The sequence below is a fragment of the Pseudoalteromonas luteoviolacea S2607 genome, from assembly GCF_001625575.1.
In the GTDB taxonomy this organism is placed as follows: domain Bacteria; phylum Pseudomonadota; class Gammaproteobacteria; order Enterobacterales; family Alteromonadaceae; genus Pseudoalteromonas; species Pseudoalteromonas luteoviolacea_E.
In genome coordinates this window covers 45744-63642 of the sequence record NZ_AUXV01000015.1, presented here as the reverse complement: position 1 = coordinate 63642, position 17899 = coordinate 45744, and the positions used below count along the sequence as shown (strand labels likewise).

Sequence of the window (17899 nt, the reverse complement as noted above, 5' to 3'; positions counted from 1 at the left end):
TTTGTACGGATTGTTAAGTTTTTAATCTGCCTTTTTATTAATGTCAATCAAATGAAAAAAAAGACCACGTTAATGTGGCCAATAATTAATGACAACATCGAATTGAAGAGGCACTTATGATTTATGCTAATCCTAATTCACCAGAAGCCATTGTGAATTTTAAATCTCAGTATGAGAATTATATTGGCGGAAAATGGACCCCACCAGTCGATGGTGCATACTTTGAAAATATCAGCCCCGTGAATGGCAAATGTTTTTGCCAAGTTGCGCGTTCAAACGAGAAAGATATAACACTGGCACTAGACGCAGCGCATCAGGCAAAAGAGCGGTGGGGTACAACGTCGGTTACTCAGCGCAGCAACATTTTGTTGAAAATTGCAGACCGTATCGAAGAGAATCTAGAGTACTTAGCTGTGGCGGAGACATGGGATAACGGCAAAGCAATTCGTGAAACATTGGCCGCGGATGTGCCACTTGCAGCTGACCACTTTCGTTACTTTGCAGGCTGTATCCGTGCCCAAGAAGGTAGTATCGGAGAAATCGACGAACACACTGTTGCCTATCACTTTCATGAACCATTGGGTGTCGTTGGGCAGATCATCCCTTGGAACTTTCCATTGCTTATGGCCGCATGGAAACTTGCACCGGCCCTGGCTGCTGGTAACTGTGTTGTTTTAAAGCCTGCGGAACAAACACCTGTATCTATTTTAGTGCTGGTGGAATTGATTGAAGATTTACTGCCAAGTGGGGTACTTAATATAGTAAATGGGTTCGGTAAAGAAGCAGGAGAAGCGCTCGCCACAAGCAATCGAATCGCTAAAATTGCATTCACTGGCTCTACACCAGTTGGTTCGCATATTTTGAAATGTGCTGCAGACAATATTATTCCGTCTACAGTGGAATTGGGTGGGAAATCACCAAATATATATTTCAATGATGTGATGGATAAAGATGACGAGTATTTAAGTAAGTGTATTGAGGGTGCTGTACTTGCTTACTTTAATCAAGGCGAAGTATGCACGTGTCCGTCTAGGTTATTTGTGCAAGAAGATATCTATGATGAGTTCATCGCCAAAGTGATCGAGCGGACTCAGCAAATAAAGCGTGGAAATCCATTAGATACTGAAACAATGGTAGGGGCGCAAGCTTCACAGGCGCAGTTTGATAAGATATTGAGCTACATCGATATTGGTAAGCAAGAGGGGGCAAAAGTACTCTTGGGAGGAGAGGTTGAAAAACTCGATAATGAGTTTGAGCAAGGTTATTATATTCAACCAACGCTGCTTAAAGGTCACAATGATATGCGAGTTTTCCAAGAGGAAATTTTTGGACCTGTGATTTCGCTGTGCACATTTAAAGACGAGGCAGAAGCATTAGCAATGGCTAATAGTAGCGAGTTTGGCCTTGGTGCTGGAGTTTGGACGCGGAATATGAATCGCGCATATCAATTTGGTCGTAAAATTGAAGCGGGTAGAGTGTGGACAAATTGCTATCACATGTATCCTGCCCATGCGGCATTTGGCGGTTATAAGCGCTCAGGAATTGGCCGAGAGACCCACAAAAAAGCGTTAGATCATTACCAACAAACTAAAAACCTTCTAGTCAGCTATAGTGAAAGTCCTTTAGGGTTCTTTTAAGTTATAGCCTTTGCAAGATGCGCGACTAATCGCATGGTCGCGCTCTTTTTGGTTGCGTTATTAGGCCAGATAGCGAACACGGGTATCGGAGATACGCGCCAGCCCGGTAAGAGTTCAATTAATGCGCCGGTTTGCAAACAATCCTTCACTAAATATGCCGGCGGTGTAGCAATGCCAAGGCCGTCTTTACATAGCTGCGTCATGCCCTCAACACTATTGGCTGTTACCTGATATGGAAACTCAACATCCATATGTCCAAACTTTGTGTGAAAAAGGCGACGCTTAGCTGGCAAACTTGCTAGTCTGACCCATGGAATGTGGGCAAGGTCTCGAGGGTGTGATGGGGCAACATATTGCGCTAAAAAGTGACTCGTGCAGACCAGTTTTCTCTCAATTTCGCCAAGTCGTTTACTCTTAAGATCACTGTCTGGTAGGTTGCCTGCACGTATCGCCAAATCAATACCTTTTTCTATCAGGTTTTCAAACACATCACTGTAAATAATGTTGATTTCAAGGTGTGGGTGGTTTTTGCAAAAGTCCGCCAGTGTATGAGCATATATTGAGTGGGTTAATGCTGTTGGTAAACTAATGCTTAACTTGCCTCTTAACACAGCACTTTGCTCGGTAATCGATAGCAGCCCATGCTCAACTGTAGTAAGCATTTTTTCACTGACTTGGTGTAGTTTTTCTCCTTGTGGGGTGAGAGATAACTTGCGGGTTGAACGATATAAAAGTGCTGCATCAAGCTTTTTTTCAAGTGTAGAAATATGATAACTGACAACAGATGGAGAAAGCTTTAGCGCCCTTGCCGCGCCTCGAAATGAACCATGCTCTACAACCGCTGAGAAAATGGCAATGCTTTTTAAATCATCAATCATATTGAGTAAGTTTTTAGAATAGTTAAATCTATTTATATCATCTAATAAACCAAAAGGTCCAAGTATAAACTGAGTTGGTAAAGAAAAAAGGAGAGAAAGATGTCTGCTTTACTCGCTATGAGTTTATATGCGTTTTCAATGTCGATTACGCCAGGTCCGGTCAATGTCATTATATTTTCACGTGCAGTCAAAGACGGGGTGGGCCGTACCATCCCCTTTGTAGTAGGCGCAACACTTGGTTTTAGTAGTGTATTGTTTTGCGCCGGAGTCGGGCTCAATTTGCTTATTCAAAAATATGCTTGGCTAACAAACTTAGTCGCGTTGTTAGGATGTGGTTTTATTTGTTACTTGGCAATACAGTTTTTTAGATCAGGTTCGAACTTACAATCTTCATCAAATTCACAAATTGGGGTGTGGTCCGGAGTTGCTTTGATGATTTTAAACCCTAAAGCTTGGCTAGCAGCAATTGCCGGTACGAGCTTATTTGTGGAAGAAGGCCAGTTATCACAACTTATTGTATTTGTTTGTTTATACGGCATCATTTGTTTTCTTAGTCTAAGTTTATGGGCCATCGTAGGTAAAAAAATGTCCGATATTTTTTCTCTTTCGCGTTACATAACCAGTTTAAATCGGATAACGGGCGTGTTACTGCTAGTGGTATGCGGATATGTACTAATAGGTCTTAATATCACCTTGTAATAACATAGCATCGATGAGGGTGATAAGTGTTCAGTGCAGTGAACACAACTCTGCATTCTTTATTGGAAGCGGGGTTTTACTTTTGAAAAACGAGCCTAAATTCAACCAAGTAGAATTGTTTGTAAAGGCTAAAAATGCACTGACGCCCTATGAGGAGCGAGTCGGGTTAGCAGCCATTGCGCTTGGTGTACTGCATTTATTTATCGGTGGACTACCTCTAATTTAAACAGCAAGCTTTAAAACAGGTTGCTGCTAATACTGTAAAGGCTTTACGAAACTGCTTGTAAAGCCTTTACATTTATGGTTTTTATATACAATTATTGCACGCACTTTAGTCACCTGTTGGCACCTCTAGAACTCTAAACTTTAGTACTCTCTCTAAATCAAATACCGTGGATAAATTTCTGACTTTGTTTGATTTTTTAGTCTTTCCTTGTATTTGATTAGAGCATTAAAACTAGGCATTTTTCATTTAAGGGACTATAAAGAGTGGTAGTCTTTGCGGTGGGTGGTTCAGGTCGTACAATGCTAAGTTCAAATCTAATAATCAAAACTCTCCTGCTTATATTGAGTCTTTTCTTGTCTGTTGAAAGCTGTCTTGCAAGCACACAAAACAGTGTAGAAGCCATGCATAACGCCATTGAGCGCAGTGAAGGAGCTGCAAAAGTTGCAGCAATTATTGAGTTTGTGAAAGTGCATTATCACTTTGATACAGAGGCATCTATTAAACATGGCGAAGCAGGATTGAAGCTCCTAGATAGGTTTGCAAATGAAACGCAAGCGTCCAAATTACATAGCTATTTGGCGAAAGCTTATTTTGCGTTTGGTGACTTATCACGCGCCAATGAGCTAGCCAAAACAGCGCTTGCTATTGCCCAGCAGAGTAACAATGCAGAAGGGCAGGTATTGGCCCTTTTGATAAATGCTGATATTGAATCAAGAAGGAACAATTTGGAGTCTGCCAATTTATTAACCGAGAGTGCGATTTCCTTAGCAACGTCAATTGGGCATGAATCACACTTAGCGACAGCTTATCGCATTTCTGGAAATTTAAACTCCAAAATAAAAGACTACCAAGCCGCACTTGCAGATTATTTATATAGTTTAGATCAATTTCAGAAACTGAATAAGTTGTCAGGCGTAGCATCTTTGCATCAAAGGCTGGCCTCTTTGTACAGGAAAATGGGGCTCTATGAAAAGGTGTTACTTCATCAAAATCAAGCAATTGACAATGCTTTGGCGTTAAATGATGAAAGAAATCTTGCGATATATTACAGCAATATGGGTACCTATTTGGAAGAGGTCTCAGATTACGAACGCTCTGTAGAAATGCATAATAAATCATTGCACCTGAAGGAGAAGCTAGGTTACGAATTGGGCGTCATTCATACTTACAACCGACTCGGCAGTGTGTACCGTTTAGTTGGTGATTACCGAAAGGCAGAGGAGTCGTTGTTAAATGCATTGGCGCTTAAAAAAACATTAGATCGGCCAGATCCGAATGTCTCTACTTTTCTCGACTTGGGCCGGTTATATATTAAAACTGGTCAGTTAGCGCTGGCAGAAGATTACTTGCTAAAGAGTATTCCGTTGTATCAGGGCTCCCGTTGGGAAGATAGAATCGCAGAAATTCACCATGCATTTGCAAAGCTACATCTACAGCGAAATCACGCCAAGCAAGCAATTCAATCTTACCTGTTAGCGATAGACGTGGCTAAAGCTCATGAGCGCGACGCATGGCTGATAGAGTATTACGCCGAGCTTTCCTCGATATTTGAAGAGCAAGGGGAGATCGGACAAGCCTTAGAGTATTTGAAGGCGCATAATGAGCTGAAATCTAAATGGGACACTATTAACAATCAATATCAAATTAGAGCCTTGTCCATCGAATTTGATGTGGCTGAGCAAAAACGTGAAATTGCAAATTTGACACAACAAAATCAAATTAAGGATCTAGAGCTGAAACAACAAGCAACCCGCCAGCTTTTCATATTTATTAGCCTATTACTGGTATTTAGTATTTTGTCTTTTGCGTATTTTTGGCGCAGCAAAAATAAACAATTAAAAGTGAAGCAAGCTGCACTCAAATTGGTGAGCGATGCAAAAGAGCGTTTGGCATTTGCATTGTGGGGCAGTGGGGATGAACTATGGGATTGGGACCTACAATCTGGTGTCATTACTCGTGATAATCAAGCGCGTGACTTGCGTTTGCCAAATGAATACATAGGAACTGATTTAGAAAAAATAAAATCGGTTGTTCATCCTGATGATTTTGCTCACTTACAAGAATGCTTTTCTTTGCACTTGCAGGGAAAAATTGATTTTTACGAGGTGAGCTACCGTGTGATGACCCAAACAGGGGACTGGCTATGGGTATTGGATCGCGGAAAGGTTACCGCGCGCGATGAAGACGGTGCAGCCTTACGTGTGAGTGGCACCATAAAAGATATTTCTCAGATTAAAGCATCAGAATTGGCACTTGCTGAGCTGAATGCAACATTAGAGCAACGGGTGGAAGAGCGTACGATAAGCTTACAACAATCAAGGGATGAGCTTGCGTCAACGCTTGATGAGCTCACAACAACCCAGTCTTCGTTACTAGAAGCGCAAAAAATGGCATCGCTGGGGCGTCTTGTAACTGGTGTATCTCATGAACTGAACACCCCTTTGGGCAACTCAGTTACGGCCAGCTCTGTATTGCAAGAAGAGCTGGCTGTGTTTAAAGAAAAATTAGAAGCAAGCAAATTAACTCTGAGCGACACCAAAAGTTTTATTGAAGTATCCCTATCAGGCACTCAGCTTATAGAAAGCAATATTGGTAGAGCGGCGCAGCTTGTAAAGCGGTTTAAGCACGCATCGGTACATGAGTATGTAAGCTCTGCGACAACTGTACAGCTAAAAGAGTTTATACAGGCAATGGTTACACATAATGTAAAAGGGGCTGGGCTAAGTGTTGATATCGATTGTCATGAGGAGATCCACGTAAATTGTGACACGCAAGCCTTAGGTAAGGTATTCGAGGACTTATGTAAAAACTCTTTGCAACATGGCTTTAAAAATAAATCAGGGACAATACATATTGGTGTACACGCGGATGATGACGGCTTACAACTTACTTTTAGTGATGATGGCGTTGGTATGGACAGCGAGGCGAGACCACATATTTTCGAGCCTTTTTTTACTACTGCCCGTAGTGAGGGAAATGTTGGGCTAGGTTTATACATGATCTTTAACCTGATGAATTTTGTGCTTGATGGTCAAATAAATTATAGAGACAGTACAGAGCAGGGCGTCACTTTTGATATCACGCTGCCGGCGAGCATTATTCAAAGATAAAAAAAGCGCCGAAGTGTTTCATTCAGCGCTTTTGGTGAGAATAAGGATGAAACTTTTCGTTATTTATTGCCTACATTGACGGCTATCAAAGTCGACAATAATACTTGTGTCTTTGGCATCTCCTGAGATCTTTAAGTAAGACCAATATTGAGTGCCAGCAGGAACTGTGATGCACTCCGTTGTTGTGCCTGAATTTGACTCGGCGTCTTTATCATTGTCGCTGGGCCAACCACCATTTTTATATAAAATATGTAAGTTGCTTTGGCCATGCGCTGTGGTAATTGCGATATTTTGAGCCGAATTAATGTCGCCAATACTTAGCCACAGTGTGCCATTGCCACCCAAGCAGGCCGCTTGACCAGCTTCAAGACGACCGCCTGTGATTGGTGTCTGCGTCGCACATGCATTTGGCACTTGTTTATCAGCATCGCTCGGTTTGATGGTGACAGTGTAATCTTCAACTTCGCCGTCTCCTATGCGCCCACACGGTGATGTTGCTGCACCATCGTATTTCATCGCGATACGCATCCGAACGGTTTTACCTACAGTACCTGATGGCACCGAGATTGTGCCTGTGACAGCACCTTTGCCAGAAACGTTACTCATAACTTGCTCAGATTGTTCAAACTGACCATTTTCATTAAAGTCAATCCACGCGACCCAATGCTCTGTGTAGTTTCCACCCGCGGTTAACGTGAATTGGTTATCTCCTTCATTTAAGTTAATCACCTTTGATGTAAAGTCACTGTAACCATTAGCTTGAGATGGGTTGCTGAAAGAGCCTGATTGCACATTGGCTATCCATTCATATCTTGTATTGCCATCAGCTTCACAGTAGTCCACGCCAGTGATATTAACGTTGGCTTGCGCAGTGTGTTTTAGTCCTTCATTATCTGTAACAGTCAGTGACGCTATGTAGTCTCCTGCTTCGGCATAGGTATGCGTAGGGTTCGCAGCTGAACTAGATTGACCGTCACCAAACTGCCACTGGTAGCTCACAATACTTCCGTCTGGGTCTGAAGAGTTTGCGCTGCTAAAGCTAACTGATTTCCCTGTTTGGCCAGTATAAGGTCCATTTGCATTCGCCACCGGCGCTAGGTTTTCTGATTTAATTTGAGCACTCGCAGTATCGCTGGCTGAATTTCCATCGTTGTCTGTTACAGTCAATTTAACGGTATAAGTGTTGGCTTGTTGATAAGCATGGACCGGGTTTGCACTGGTCGATGTATTGCCATCACCAAAGTCCCAGTGGTAGCTCGCGATACTGCCATTGCTATCGAAAGAACCCGCACTACTGAACGAAATGTTTTCACCAAGTAAGCCACTGTACGGGCCATTGGCCTGCGCAATGGGTAGTTCAGAGTCGGTTGCTCTTTCATAGTAAACGACTAGAGATGCATCACTATATTCAAGGAAAGGATCGACCAACAGGTTTAGCGTGCCACCTCCCGCCGAAAACTCACAATACTCACTGAGCCTTGGTGCACTGAATGGACCACAATCGAAACTGTCTGTTGTTGGCACTTTATTCATGCTGGCGTAAAGATCTGGGTCGCCTTGATAGCCTCCGGGTATGACGGCAACAGTGCGAATAGCGTCAGCGGGAATATCAAATTGATAGGTTTTAGGCTCCGCGCCTTTGGCTGATTTTAGGCCTTTTACTTCTGATAAGAATACGCGCTCACAGCCTTGGCATAGCGTATTATCAATACCCGAAATAATGCTTAAGGTTGCATTTGAGTACGCACTGAATGCATCAATTGTGGTGTGGTAAGTTTCAGTGCTAGAGGGTGCGGATAGTGTAACCAGTTCAGGTGAACCCGCGCTTCTAAATGAAATAAAGTCAGCATCCCATGAGTCACCATTTTTAACTGGCGCTTTGCCTTTTGAAACGTACATATCTGGATCTTCATCATACCCGTCAAGATAGAAAGCAACAGCTTGCGTGCCCTCGGGTACAGAGATCTCAAAATTATCAGTTTCGCCTTTTTGTGCTGATAGATCGCTAAACGACTGAACAACCGTGCCTTTTGGAGGTACAACTGCCCCTGACGTACCGTCCCATGGGTGATCTGCGTCACTGGTATACTCGCCGAGGCCTGTTGCAATTAGGTTTGCGTTGGACCATATGGTTGCACGGGCAGGGCCATGAAGTGCCGCTGTCATGCGGTCAACTTGATCTTTGGTAAACATGGCGTAATTATCTGAGTAGTGCATGAAGTTTTCAGTATTGGTCGGCTGACCTAAGCAGTTCTTCGCATTGTCTTGTAAAATACTGCTACTCATTTGTGGCGTATCACACGATCCATCACCGGTTGCATTACAGAAAGCTTCTGAATGAACGGTACAGCTGCCATCAAAGGTATGCGGTAAATTGAGCCAGTGGCCAAATTCATGGGTCAAAACTGAGCGGAAGTTTTCATTGGTATTCGCACCGATGTAATCACCGTTGTAAACCACGCGCGAGAGACCATTTTGAGACATGCTAAGCTGCGGGTACCAAGCTACCCCAGAGTTATTTGTTGAACCATCGTCGTACAGGTCGTGCTGAACATAAATATTCATATATTTAAAGTTGTCCCACGCATCCGCTGCAATTTGATCGTCGACACCACTGCCTTTACCATATCCAGCCTTGTCCGGATAGCGCACTATACCATTTGTGGGTTGGCCATTAGGGTCTTTTTTAGCAAGGACAAACTCAATATTTAGATTTTTTCTGATAGCTTGAAACTCAGGTGCAATAGGACCATCGTCCGTTATTAGGCCTAAAAAATCTTCATTGGATTTATTCAGACCATCAATAATTTTTTGCTCTGTTAAACAGTATGTACCAGTCTCACAGTTATACCTATCCCCATAAACATGCACAACGACAGGGATATAATACCTGCCAGGCACCCCATTGCCGTTTTCAGCAGCGAGATCGTCCTGTGTCGCGAGCGTTGACATAATTTGCGAAGCAAAGCTGGAGCTTATTTTTGCTTGGCGAGCATTTTCTTTTTGAATGGCGGACCAGCTTTGCGCGTTATGGTCGGTACCACAAATCTGCCCTGAGTGAGTATGTTGTGCATGAGCAGCAACACTTGCAGAGTTATTTGTGGTTATCAATGATGGCTTTACAGTTTCACCTGCCAATGCGGGGGCTGTGGCGAAAGCAGATAGCAAAGCCGCTGTAATGTAATTTAATGCTCTGTTACTTGGTGACGAAGTTAGCACCGTTTTAGACAAATACATGTTGTTCTCCTGTAGTTATGATTGTTAACGACTGGTACGCAAACAGGCATTCTCGTATCCAGGTTAACAATTGGCATTGCTGCCTATACCTCTCGATTGTGATTGTATTTTTTGTTTATTATTAAATGCTTATAGTTTTTTACTTATTGCCTTTACCACATCTTGTGTGAATCAAGCGTTTTTAAACTTACATCAATGAAAATTAATTGTATACAATATAATGTATGTTTTTGTATTTTTGTTACTTTGTGGCAGGTGTGTTCATTGCCTGAAAATAGAAATAGTGCAAAGAATACAAGTGTTTAAAGTTTGAACGCCGGCGCTCATAAAACTTTGAAAGCAGCCATGATTTTTGGTGCTTGTGTGTGTTAAGCAAATATAGGAACAAGCCGGTATTGCGGTACTAGCATGTGATAGATACCTAATGTGGCTCAATTATGAGATACTCATAGGAAGATTCTAATGACGTTATTGTATGTACAATCCAAACTTACCCCTTGTTTATCATCCTAATTATTCTTTTAGCTTTGACCCTAAACACCGTTTTGTAGTCAGTAAGTTTGCGCGACTAAAACAATATTTAGAGACAAAGGGCATTATAAAAAACAATTTATATCAAGGGCCTGAAGGGCACTACAATGACTTAGAATTGGTACACTGTGAGCAGTATGTACATGATCTTTATCACAATTTATTATGTGATAAGGCGATGCGCCGAATCGGAATACCTTGGTCAGAACAATTGATGGCACGTACATTTACTGCACCGCTCGGCACTTACTTGACGGCTCAGAACGCCTTAAAGCATGGGATCGCTTGTCATTTGGCCGGTGGTACGCACCATGCCCATTATGATTTTGGCTCAGGGTATTGCATGGTTAATGATCTTGCCTATACCGCTACACGATTAATTGATGAAAATAAGGTACATAATGTCTTAATTTTTGATTGTGACGTGCACCAAGGCGATGGCACGGCTGCAATGCTCGCGCATCATCCGTATGTATTCACTTGTTCAATTCATTGTGAGAAAAACTTCCCGTTTAGGAAACATTCAAGCGATTTAGATATTGGGCTACCCATTGGCACGGATGACAAGGCATATTTATCGGTTGTGGCGTCTACGCTGAGAGAACTGATCGAGCAGCTAAATCCTGACCTTGTATTGTACGATGCGGGTGTTGATGTGTGGCAACATGATACTTTGGGTAAACTAGATATCAGTTGGCAGGGCCTTGAAAAAAGGGACAACCTAGTACTTAAAACGTGCCAATCTATGGGGGTGCCCGTTGCGACAGTCATAGGCGGTGGTTATGACAAAGACCATGAACGTTTGGCCAAACGCCATGGCATCGTCATTGAACAGGCCGCTAAACTTTAGTACTTAAAATTTTAAATGTGGCAGCACTTGGCTGCCATCGATTAGCTGTTGAATAGCGGCAGGGTAAATGCATCAAAATTCATTGAGTTTGGAAATAACTCGTAAATCTCTGCATTAGATAATCCAAACCATTTTGCAATGGGAGCAAAGTATTGCTCATTTGAAAATTGCGGGATAAGCCGTCCACCACCAACATCTAGTGGCCCACCTACAAGTTGATCTAGCATGGCGCCGTGGACATCACCGCCATTTACAGCGCCGCCCATCAGTAGTTGGTTACCAGCCCAGCCATGATCGGTGCCATCTCCATTTGATGTGAGGGTACGACCAAAATCAGACATAGTGAAAGTGGTGACACTATTTTGCAGATCAAGCTCGTTAAGCGCACTTTGAAACTCCGCAAGTGCAGTCGCTAAAGTTGACAGCAGAGCTGGCTGTCTTGTTAATTGCTCATCATGTGTATCAAACCCGCCTAGAGAGACGAAAAATATTTGTCTCTGAGATGAGGTTTGGTTGCTAATGCTCAAGGACTTAGCGACGGCAGCGAGTTGTTGTGACAAGTCATTATCACTAAATTGCGTTGTAAGAATGGGTGCTTGCTCAAGTAAATTATTCATATTTTGAACGTTGCTAATTGAACGCCCTAATCGACTGGCATAGGCGTTTTGAATTGGACTATTACTGGGTGTTTGCAGCAAACGATCAATAATACTTTTGACGTGATCGACCTGTGGCTGATAACCAGATAGAGGGTTGATTTTCATAACCCCAGATCGACTCAGGGCATAGGGGGATGTTTGTATACCTGATTGCCAGGGGTTGGATCCCGCTAAGGAAATATTACTGGTAAATGCGCTATGCTGATTGAGTCTCTCGAGCATTCGCGCTCCCCACCCAGTATTTAACGAGACCTTTTCTTGGCCATGCATCCATGTGGCTTGTTGATCATTGTGTGAGAACAAATGGCCTGGCAAGTTGACGGCTTTGTTTTGATAGTCAACAAGTGACGTTGGGGCTATCAAAGTACCTACACCTCCAACAAACGCTAACTGTCCGCTGTCAAATAACGGGGTGAGGCTCGCCATACTTGGGTGCAAGCCGACACCCCCTTCAAATTGGGTTTTAGTAGTGAGGTTAATTGCGTCATTTACAACTAAGTTTTGTCTGCTTTGCTCGTAATTGGTGCGATGTTGGCCACTTGTCGGTACGAGCATATTGAGGGAGTCACTGCCGCCGTGCAAAAAAATGCAAACAAGCGCTTTATAATCAGTTAGAGACTCGCTGCTTAAAGTACTTCCGAGTGCTTGCAGTTGTAAACTAGTCAGGGCCGCAACTGATGCTCCACCTTTCAAACAAAGGGACAAGAAAGCTCTTCTTGATTTTCCATTGTAGGTTGTCATGTGAGGCTCCTAGTCTTGATAATTAAATTCTGGCGACAATGAAATCATGTACAACAATTGAGATATGCGATCTGCTGGCGTACGGTTTGCAAAATAACTGTCTAGATCTGTCAACGCACTACGAGTTTCATCTGACATGCTGCCTGCAAAGTAGACGACATCGTAGTGATCCAGCAAAGCCTGTAATCCCGATTCTTCTAATAACGAAATATACGCTTCGCCATACATATAAATAGTATTGGGGTTTAAGGTATTTTTACGTTCGGCCATTCTCCAAACAAGATCGCTATAGTGGTTGTTTGTTGTAGAAATCATGTTTGAATCGGTGGCAATTTGTAGTTCAGGCGCAACCAGATTTGAATCAAGCAGCTCGCTTGGTCTGTGATCAGGTCTAAAGAAATTAAATACAGATGGAGAGAGAAGTGGCCCTTGTCCATATGTCGTAGATAAATTCCACGTATAATAGCGATTGACCTGAGAGCTTGCGTTAAGCGTTCGCCAAAAATGGAGTTTAGTGAGTATTGGTTCCTTTATTTTACCTGTGTGCTCTAAAACGAGCGAATACTTCCTAGCTTCATCATCTAGAAGAATAGCTTTAACAACGGCTGCGAGATCTCCCCGTTCACCTTGCCCGTTGTCATTAAAAATGGTTGCAACCCGTTCAACATACGCAGGCGTTGGGTTTGATTTTACTAACCTTTGAATTAACTGCTTAGAGATGAAAGGTGCAACATTGGGGTGCATAAACAAGTTGTCGAGTGCCAACTTCATTGATTCCTCAGCGCCTGTGTCTGCCGGAATTACTTCGCCATTGAGTAAGTGCTTTTCAAGACTAGAGTGATAATCTTCAAACGGCTGCATTGGCAGGGTATAATTTTTACTAGGTCGATTCCAGCGAGCAGAATATGCAAATGTCCAGCCGGTGAATACTCTTGCAAACCCGCCAATTTCAAGCTGAGAGTAAGTCGGGATCGTGTTACCGTTGTCGTCTAGCTTTACTGTGCCATCAAGGTTTAGCTCATCTAAACCTATGGTGAACAACTGCATGACTTCTCTTGCGTAATTTTCATCAGGGCGTATATTTTTTGCTAAATCAGCCTTTTCGTTACCTAGGTGGCTTAAGTAGACGCCCATAACGGGAGACAAGGTAACGGATTCTAGCAGTGTACGAAAGTTTCCAAACGCGTTTTTAAGCAGCATGTCATAATAGTTTGTCATTCCCTCCGGTTCACCTCTTAGCGCGCTGTTTGCGTCCGACACAACAAATATTTCGCTCAGTGCAAACGCGACTCGCTGTCTTAGTTGATCGGGTGCATTTAAGCTGGCTTTCCACCATGCATCAATTCGGTTTATATGGCTGGGTTGTTCTTTGTTCGGATAGTTTTCTAAAAAAGGCATATGGTAGGTAGTTTGCGACTCGAGTTGCGCATCTATCCACTCTTCTTCACTTTTTCCTATTACTGCTTGGATTTCAGCGTAAGTCGGCCCCAGTGTTCCCTGATGTAAAAGTGCCGCAGCTTGTAGTTGAGTCATTGCATTGATGGACTCAATAGTAGTTTCTGTATAAGTACTTAGCCCATCACTATTTGTCACTGTTAGGGCAAATACAAAATCGTCTTGATTAGGCGAACTCGTCTCAGGTAAGGTTACAGTTAGGCTGGCTGATTGGTTGTTTAATATCGTTGCTGTAGGGCCTGAAATTTGCTCCCATAAATATGTTAGCTGTTCGTTCCCCCCAGTTACAACGCTATCAATAACAATCGTAGTACCTTTACGAACAATATTTCCAGGCGCTTTTACGTCCACAATTGGCGCAGCACCTATGTCATCCTGTGCGCCGGTATCCGAGTTATCGCCCTCGTTATCTCCTGCATCAGGCGTTTGGTTGTCGTTATTGGAGTCAGTTGGGGTCGAGGGAGAGCCTGAGTTATTGCTATCATTCGTCACATTATTGTTATTAGTGTCACCTCCGCCACCGCCGCAAGCGGATAGTGTGAAGGTTAACGCTACAAGTATGGCGAGTATTTTCATTTCGATTTCCTCAATATTGCCTTCTCCATTTATAGCATCATGAGTAAAATTAACAATGTTTTTTCATTAGTCTGTTTGTTGTTTTTTAGTTTTAAAGTATTGGTTTTCAAGGTGGGTGAATGTTTTTTGTGCGGTTAAGTGAAGCAAGTCTCTGCATTGTTTTGCTGTATGGTGTTGATATATTTAAAACAAGCGTGTTATTCAAGGCTGTTTATGGGTGAGTCTATGGTGTTTTTTTGACTATAGGAGGTTGTCTTAACTCAATAGCCTCGATTGGCTGTACAGGAGCCCGTAGTAAATAGAGCTCGGCCTTGCGTGTATTACGGAGAAGCTAATGAGTACGCGTAAGCTGTATTAATTGAGTGGTTTTTCACGGCAAGCGCAGAGGCATATTAGCCTCTGCAAAAAGCAATTAACAAAAGTCTCTTGTCCAGCGACACATCATTGCTTGTACTGAATAACCTGGAGGAGCAGCTGTTGCGCCTGCAACGTCATTTGTCTGCTTGTCTGAGAGCGTTTTGTTTTGTAGTGACTTTAAAGTCTTTTTTTGAATATTGAGTTTCATTGTATTTCCTTATTATATTCGCCGGTGCGATTGCTCGGCTTTTTTGACATGGCCGATATTTAAATTCCCATTTATCCGGAATATTGTAAATTGAATTTTATTAACGATATTTTATTACCCAATTATCATCTGTGTGGGTGGGTTTTTCTTAATATTATAAGCTTAAGTGTTCGGTTGAGATTGTAAGAAGTGTTTTTATGATTGTTTTTAGTTTATATATTAGGTGAAGGATGCAAGTGTTGCTGCTTAATTACTAAATAATATTATTCATATATTGCTGTTTTAAAATGGTTTAATACCATTGTTGATTCTCAGATTAAGAGGAGACTAAAAGGTGAAGCAGTTTCATATAACTCGGCTGCAAACCCGTATAGGTACTTTGCGCTTAACGGGTGCCTTAGGTTGTTCACCATCTGTGCCCATTATTTACCACAAAGTAGAAATAATGGGCACAGATGGCTGGCTTGAATTAGACTTATCTTCAAACTCAGTGAAACATGCACTGACCCAAATTGAGCACACGGTGTTAGAGCACCTATTGTAACTTAATGACTTGTTTAACCTTTTTGATGAAACTTACCGTGCAGGGAGTGAGCTTTGCCACTGAGTCATTTTGGTAGAAAAGGCTCTGTTGCCAGTAGAGTAAGACCGTTTAACAATTCATGAAATGTGCGTATATTTCGATGGTCAATTCACAACGAGTCTCACGAATTGTTCCTTGCAAGAGAACATAACTCAAATTTGTGTGCTATGTTATACTATAACAAATTTATGAGTTGAGTTAGAAGATGACTGGCGAAAACAAAGCATTACCATTGTTAACCGAGCAGCAGATTTTAGAGGCTCCGGAGTCTGATTATATGAATGACGCGCAACTCGCGTTTTTCAAAGCAAGATTAATTGAACTACACGATACAACCCGTGAACGGATTAGAGAAGTCAAGGAGCATATGCAAGATCAGCCTGATTTAGCGGACTTTAATGATAGGGCATCTTGGGAAGAACAGTGGGCACTATCGATGCGAATTGTCGAGAGAGAGCAAAAGCTTTTACCAAAAATTATTCAATCTTTAGAACGTATTCGTTTGGGCGAATATGGTTACTGTATGGAATCAGGCGAACCCATTGGTATTCCTCGGTTATTGGCCAGACCTACCACAGAGTTTTGTGCGGATGTCAAAAACCTGAAAGAGGTTGGGGAGCATCTCTATAAGCATTGATTAGATTTATCATTAAGTTGCTTGCCTATTGGGGTGCATGAAGTTTAGGTGTGGCAACTTCTCTATTTAACAGCAAGTTAATTTAGGAGTACTTATGGCTGAGTCAAGGTCATTGTTACCGGTCACCATTCTGTCGGGGTTTTTAGGGGCAGGCAAAACCACGGTATTAAATCATATTCTTGGCAACAGAGAAGGGTTGAGAGTTGCGGTTATTGTCAATGATATGAGCGAGATAAATATCGATGCTGAGATTGTGCAAAACGAAGTCAGCTTAAATCGCGCTGAAGAAAAGCTGGTAGAGATGAGTAATGGGTGTATTTGTTGTACTTTGCGTGAAGATCTGCTCGAGGAAATTCAACGTTTAGCGCAAGCTGGCAAATACGATTATCTGGTAGTTGAATCTACTGGAATTTCAGAGCCTCTGCCCGTTGCTGAAACATTTACATTTGCAGATGAAAACGGCAATAGCCTGTCAGACATTGCCAAGCTCGATACGATGGTTACGGTGGTAGATGCGCTGAATTTTTTAAAAGATTACGATGAAGCTAAGTTGTTGCAAGAAACGGGTGAGAGTCTAGGTGAAGCGGATCAACGCAGCGTTGCAGACTTGTTGGTTGAGCAAGTCGAGTTTGCGGACGTTTTGTTGATTAGTAAGACAGATCTCGTATCCGAAAGTGAAATAAAACGACTAAAAGGAATATTAAAAACCCTAAATACTCAAGCCAAGCAAGTTGCAATTCAAAATGGCCAAGTGCCCATCAAAGAAGTGCTTGCAACAGGCTTATTTAATTTTGAGAAAGCACAATTAGCACCGGGCTGGCTCAAAGAGTTGCGGGGAGAGCATATACCCGAAACAGAAGAGTATGGGATCAGTGCGTTTGTCTACAGCGCGAGAATCCCGTTTCATCCAAAAAAGTTTTACGACTTTCTTCACTGTAAAGAGATTAGCGGCAAGTTAGTGCGTTCAAAAGGGTTTTTCTGGTTAGCGACACGCCCACATATTGCTGGCAGCTGGAGTCAAGCTGGTGGAATGGCGAGATACGGTATGGCCGGGCTTTTTTGGAAAGCGGTGCCTAAAGAACAATGGCCTGAAGACCCCGAATACCTTGAAGCAATCGCAGATATGTGGGAAGAACCTTTTGGCGATATGCGACAAGAACTGGTATTTATTGGTCAAGGGTTAGATAAAGAAGACATTACCAGTAGATTGGACAAGTGTTTGTTGGCCCCAGAGGAGCTTGCTCAAGGTCAGTCATTTTGGGCGAAATTACCTGACCCGTTTCCTGACTGGCCTCTGAGGCCAGAGTAAGTTATTTTTCAGTTTCGTCTTTTATATTTTTAAAAAGCCAAGTTGTCTAAGCTTGGTTTACTAATGACAAAATACTGTGAAAGAGCTACTTCAGGGAGTGGCTCTAAATGTGTCTACCTTAACTTGCTCTGTCAGGCTCACTCAACACAGCGTAACCAATTTTGGCGGTTACCTATGTGCTAATCGGGAGACACCATAGCCTCTAG

13 protein-coding genes are annotated in these 17899 nt (G+C 42.5%); 8 read left to right on the top strand and 5 right to left on the bottom strand.

Features of this window, described 5'->3' with window-relative positions; translation table 11 throughout:
- Nucleotides 1-116: 116 nt before the first annotated feature.
- Entirely contained in the window at nucleotides 117-1637 is a 1521-nt protein-coding gene (locus N480_RS09195; RefSeq protein WP_063372216.1) for an aldehyde dehydrogenase family protein, read from the top strand.
- On the opposite strand, the gene N480_RS09190 is transcribed toward N480_RS09195, so the two are convergent.
- On the bottom strand, nucleotides 1634-2515 hold the full coding sequence (locus tag N480_RS09190) for a LysR family transcriptional regulator (protein WP_063372215.1): 882 nt from the start codon (nucleotides 2513-2515) through the stop codon (nucleotides 1634-1636). The genes N480_RS09195 and N480_RS09190 overlap by 4 nt on opposite strands.
- A 99-nt stretch (nucleotides 2516-2614) precedes the next feature.
- Between N480_RS09190 and N480_RS09185 the strand changes: the two genes are divergently transcribed.
- From N480_RS09185 to N480_RS09175, 3 genes are all read left to right on the top strand, one after another.
- The gene (locus N480_RS09185; RefSeq protein ID WP_063372214.1) at nucleotides 2615-3214 is read left to right on the top strand and encodes a LysE family translocator; all 600 of its coding nucleotides are present in this window, start codon (nucleotides 2615-2617) and stop codon (nucleotides 3212-3214) included.
- Between the two features lie 82 nt (nucleotides 3215-3296).
- On the top strand, nucleotides 3297-3440 hold the full coding sequence (locus N480_RS09180) for a hypothetical protein (protein WP_155732805.1): 144 nt from the start codon (nucleotides 3297-3299) through the stop codon (nucleotides 3438-3440).
- Between the two features lie 353 nt (nucleotides 3441-3793).
- Nucleotides 3794-6550 (top strand): tetratricopeptide repeat protein, encoded by a 2757-nt coding sequence (locus tag N480_RS09175; RefSeq protein WP_196761469.1) that lies wholly within the window; start codon nucleotides 3794-3796, stop codon nucleotides 6548-6550.
- Between the two features lie 63 nt (nucleotides 6551-6613).
- Here N480_RS09175 and N480_RS09170 read toward each other — a convergent pair whose 3' ends face one another.
- Nucleotides 6614-9787 carry a M43 family zinc metalloprotease gene (locus N480_RS09170; RefSeq protein ID WP_063372211.1) on the bottom strand — a complete coding sequence of 1058 codons (3174 nt, stop codon included), beginning with the start codon at nucleotides 9785-9787 and terminating at the stop codon, nucleotides 6614-6616.
- A 475-nt stretch (nucleotides 9788-10262) separates the two neighbouring features.
- Between N480_RS09170 and N480_RS09165 the strand changes: the two genes are divergently transcribed.
- Entirely contained in the window at nucleotides 10263-11168 is a 906-nt protein-coding gene (locus N480_RS09165) for a histone deacetylase (protein WP_063372210.1), read from the top strand.
- A 41-nt stretch (nucleotides 11169-11209) separates the two neighbouring features.
- Here N480_RS09165 and N480_RS09160 read toward each other — a convergent pair whose 3' ends face one another.
- The 3 genes from N480_RS09160 to N480_RS25295 all read right to left on the bottom strand — a co-directional run bounded on the left by N480_RS09160 (nucleotide 11210) and on the right by N480_RS25295 (nucleotide 15164).
- Nucleotides 11210-12568 (bottom strand): DUF1501 domain-containing protein, encoded by a 1359-nt coding sequence (locus N480_RS09160; protein WP_063372209.1) that lies wholly within the window; start codon nucleotides 12566-12568, stop codon nucleotides 11210-11212.
- 9 nt (nucleotides 12569-12577) lie between these two features.
- Entirely contained in the window at nucleotides 12578-14599 is a 2022-nt protein-coding gene (locus N480_RS09155; protein ID WP_081231815.1) for a DUF1800 domain-containing protein, read from the bottom strand.
- 412 nt (nucleotides 14600-15011) lie between these two features.
- Complete coding sequence (locus N480_RS25295) at nucleotides 15012-15164, bottom strand: hypothetical protein (RefSeq protein ID WP_155732804.1); 153 nt, start codon at nucleotides 15162-15164, stop codon at nucleotides 15012-15014.
- 334 nt (nucleotides 15165-15498) lie between these two features.
- On the opposite strand from N480_RS25295, the gene N480_RS09150 reads away from it, so the two are divergent.
- The 3 genes from N480_RS09150 (at nucleotide 15499) to zigA (ending at nucleotide 17693) form a co-directional block, all read left to right on the top strand.
- Entirely contained in the window at nucleotides 15499-15708 is a 210-nt protein-coding gene (locus N480_RS09150) for a hypothetical protein (RefSeq protein WP_063372208.1), read from the top strand.
- A 244-nt stretch (nucleotides 15709-15952) separates the two neighbouring features.
- On the top strand, nucleotides 15953-16384 hold the full coding sequence (locus N480_RS09145; protein ID WP_063372207.1) for a TraR/DksA C4-type zinc finger protein: 432 nt from the start codon (nucleotides 15953-15955) through the stop codon (nucleotides 16382-16384).
- Nucleotides 16385-16478: 94 nt separating this feature from the next.
- Nucleotides 16479-17693, top strand: coding sequence for a zinc metallochaperone GTPase ZigA (zigA, locus tag N480_RS09140; RefSeq protein ID WP_063372206.1), 1215 nt, complete (start codon nucleotides 16479-16481; stop codon nucleotides 17691-17693).
- Nucleotides 17694-17899: the final 206 nt, after the last annotated feature.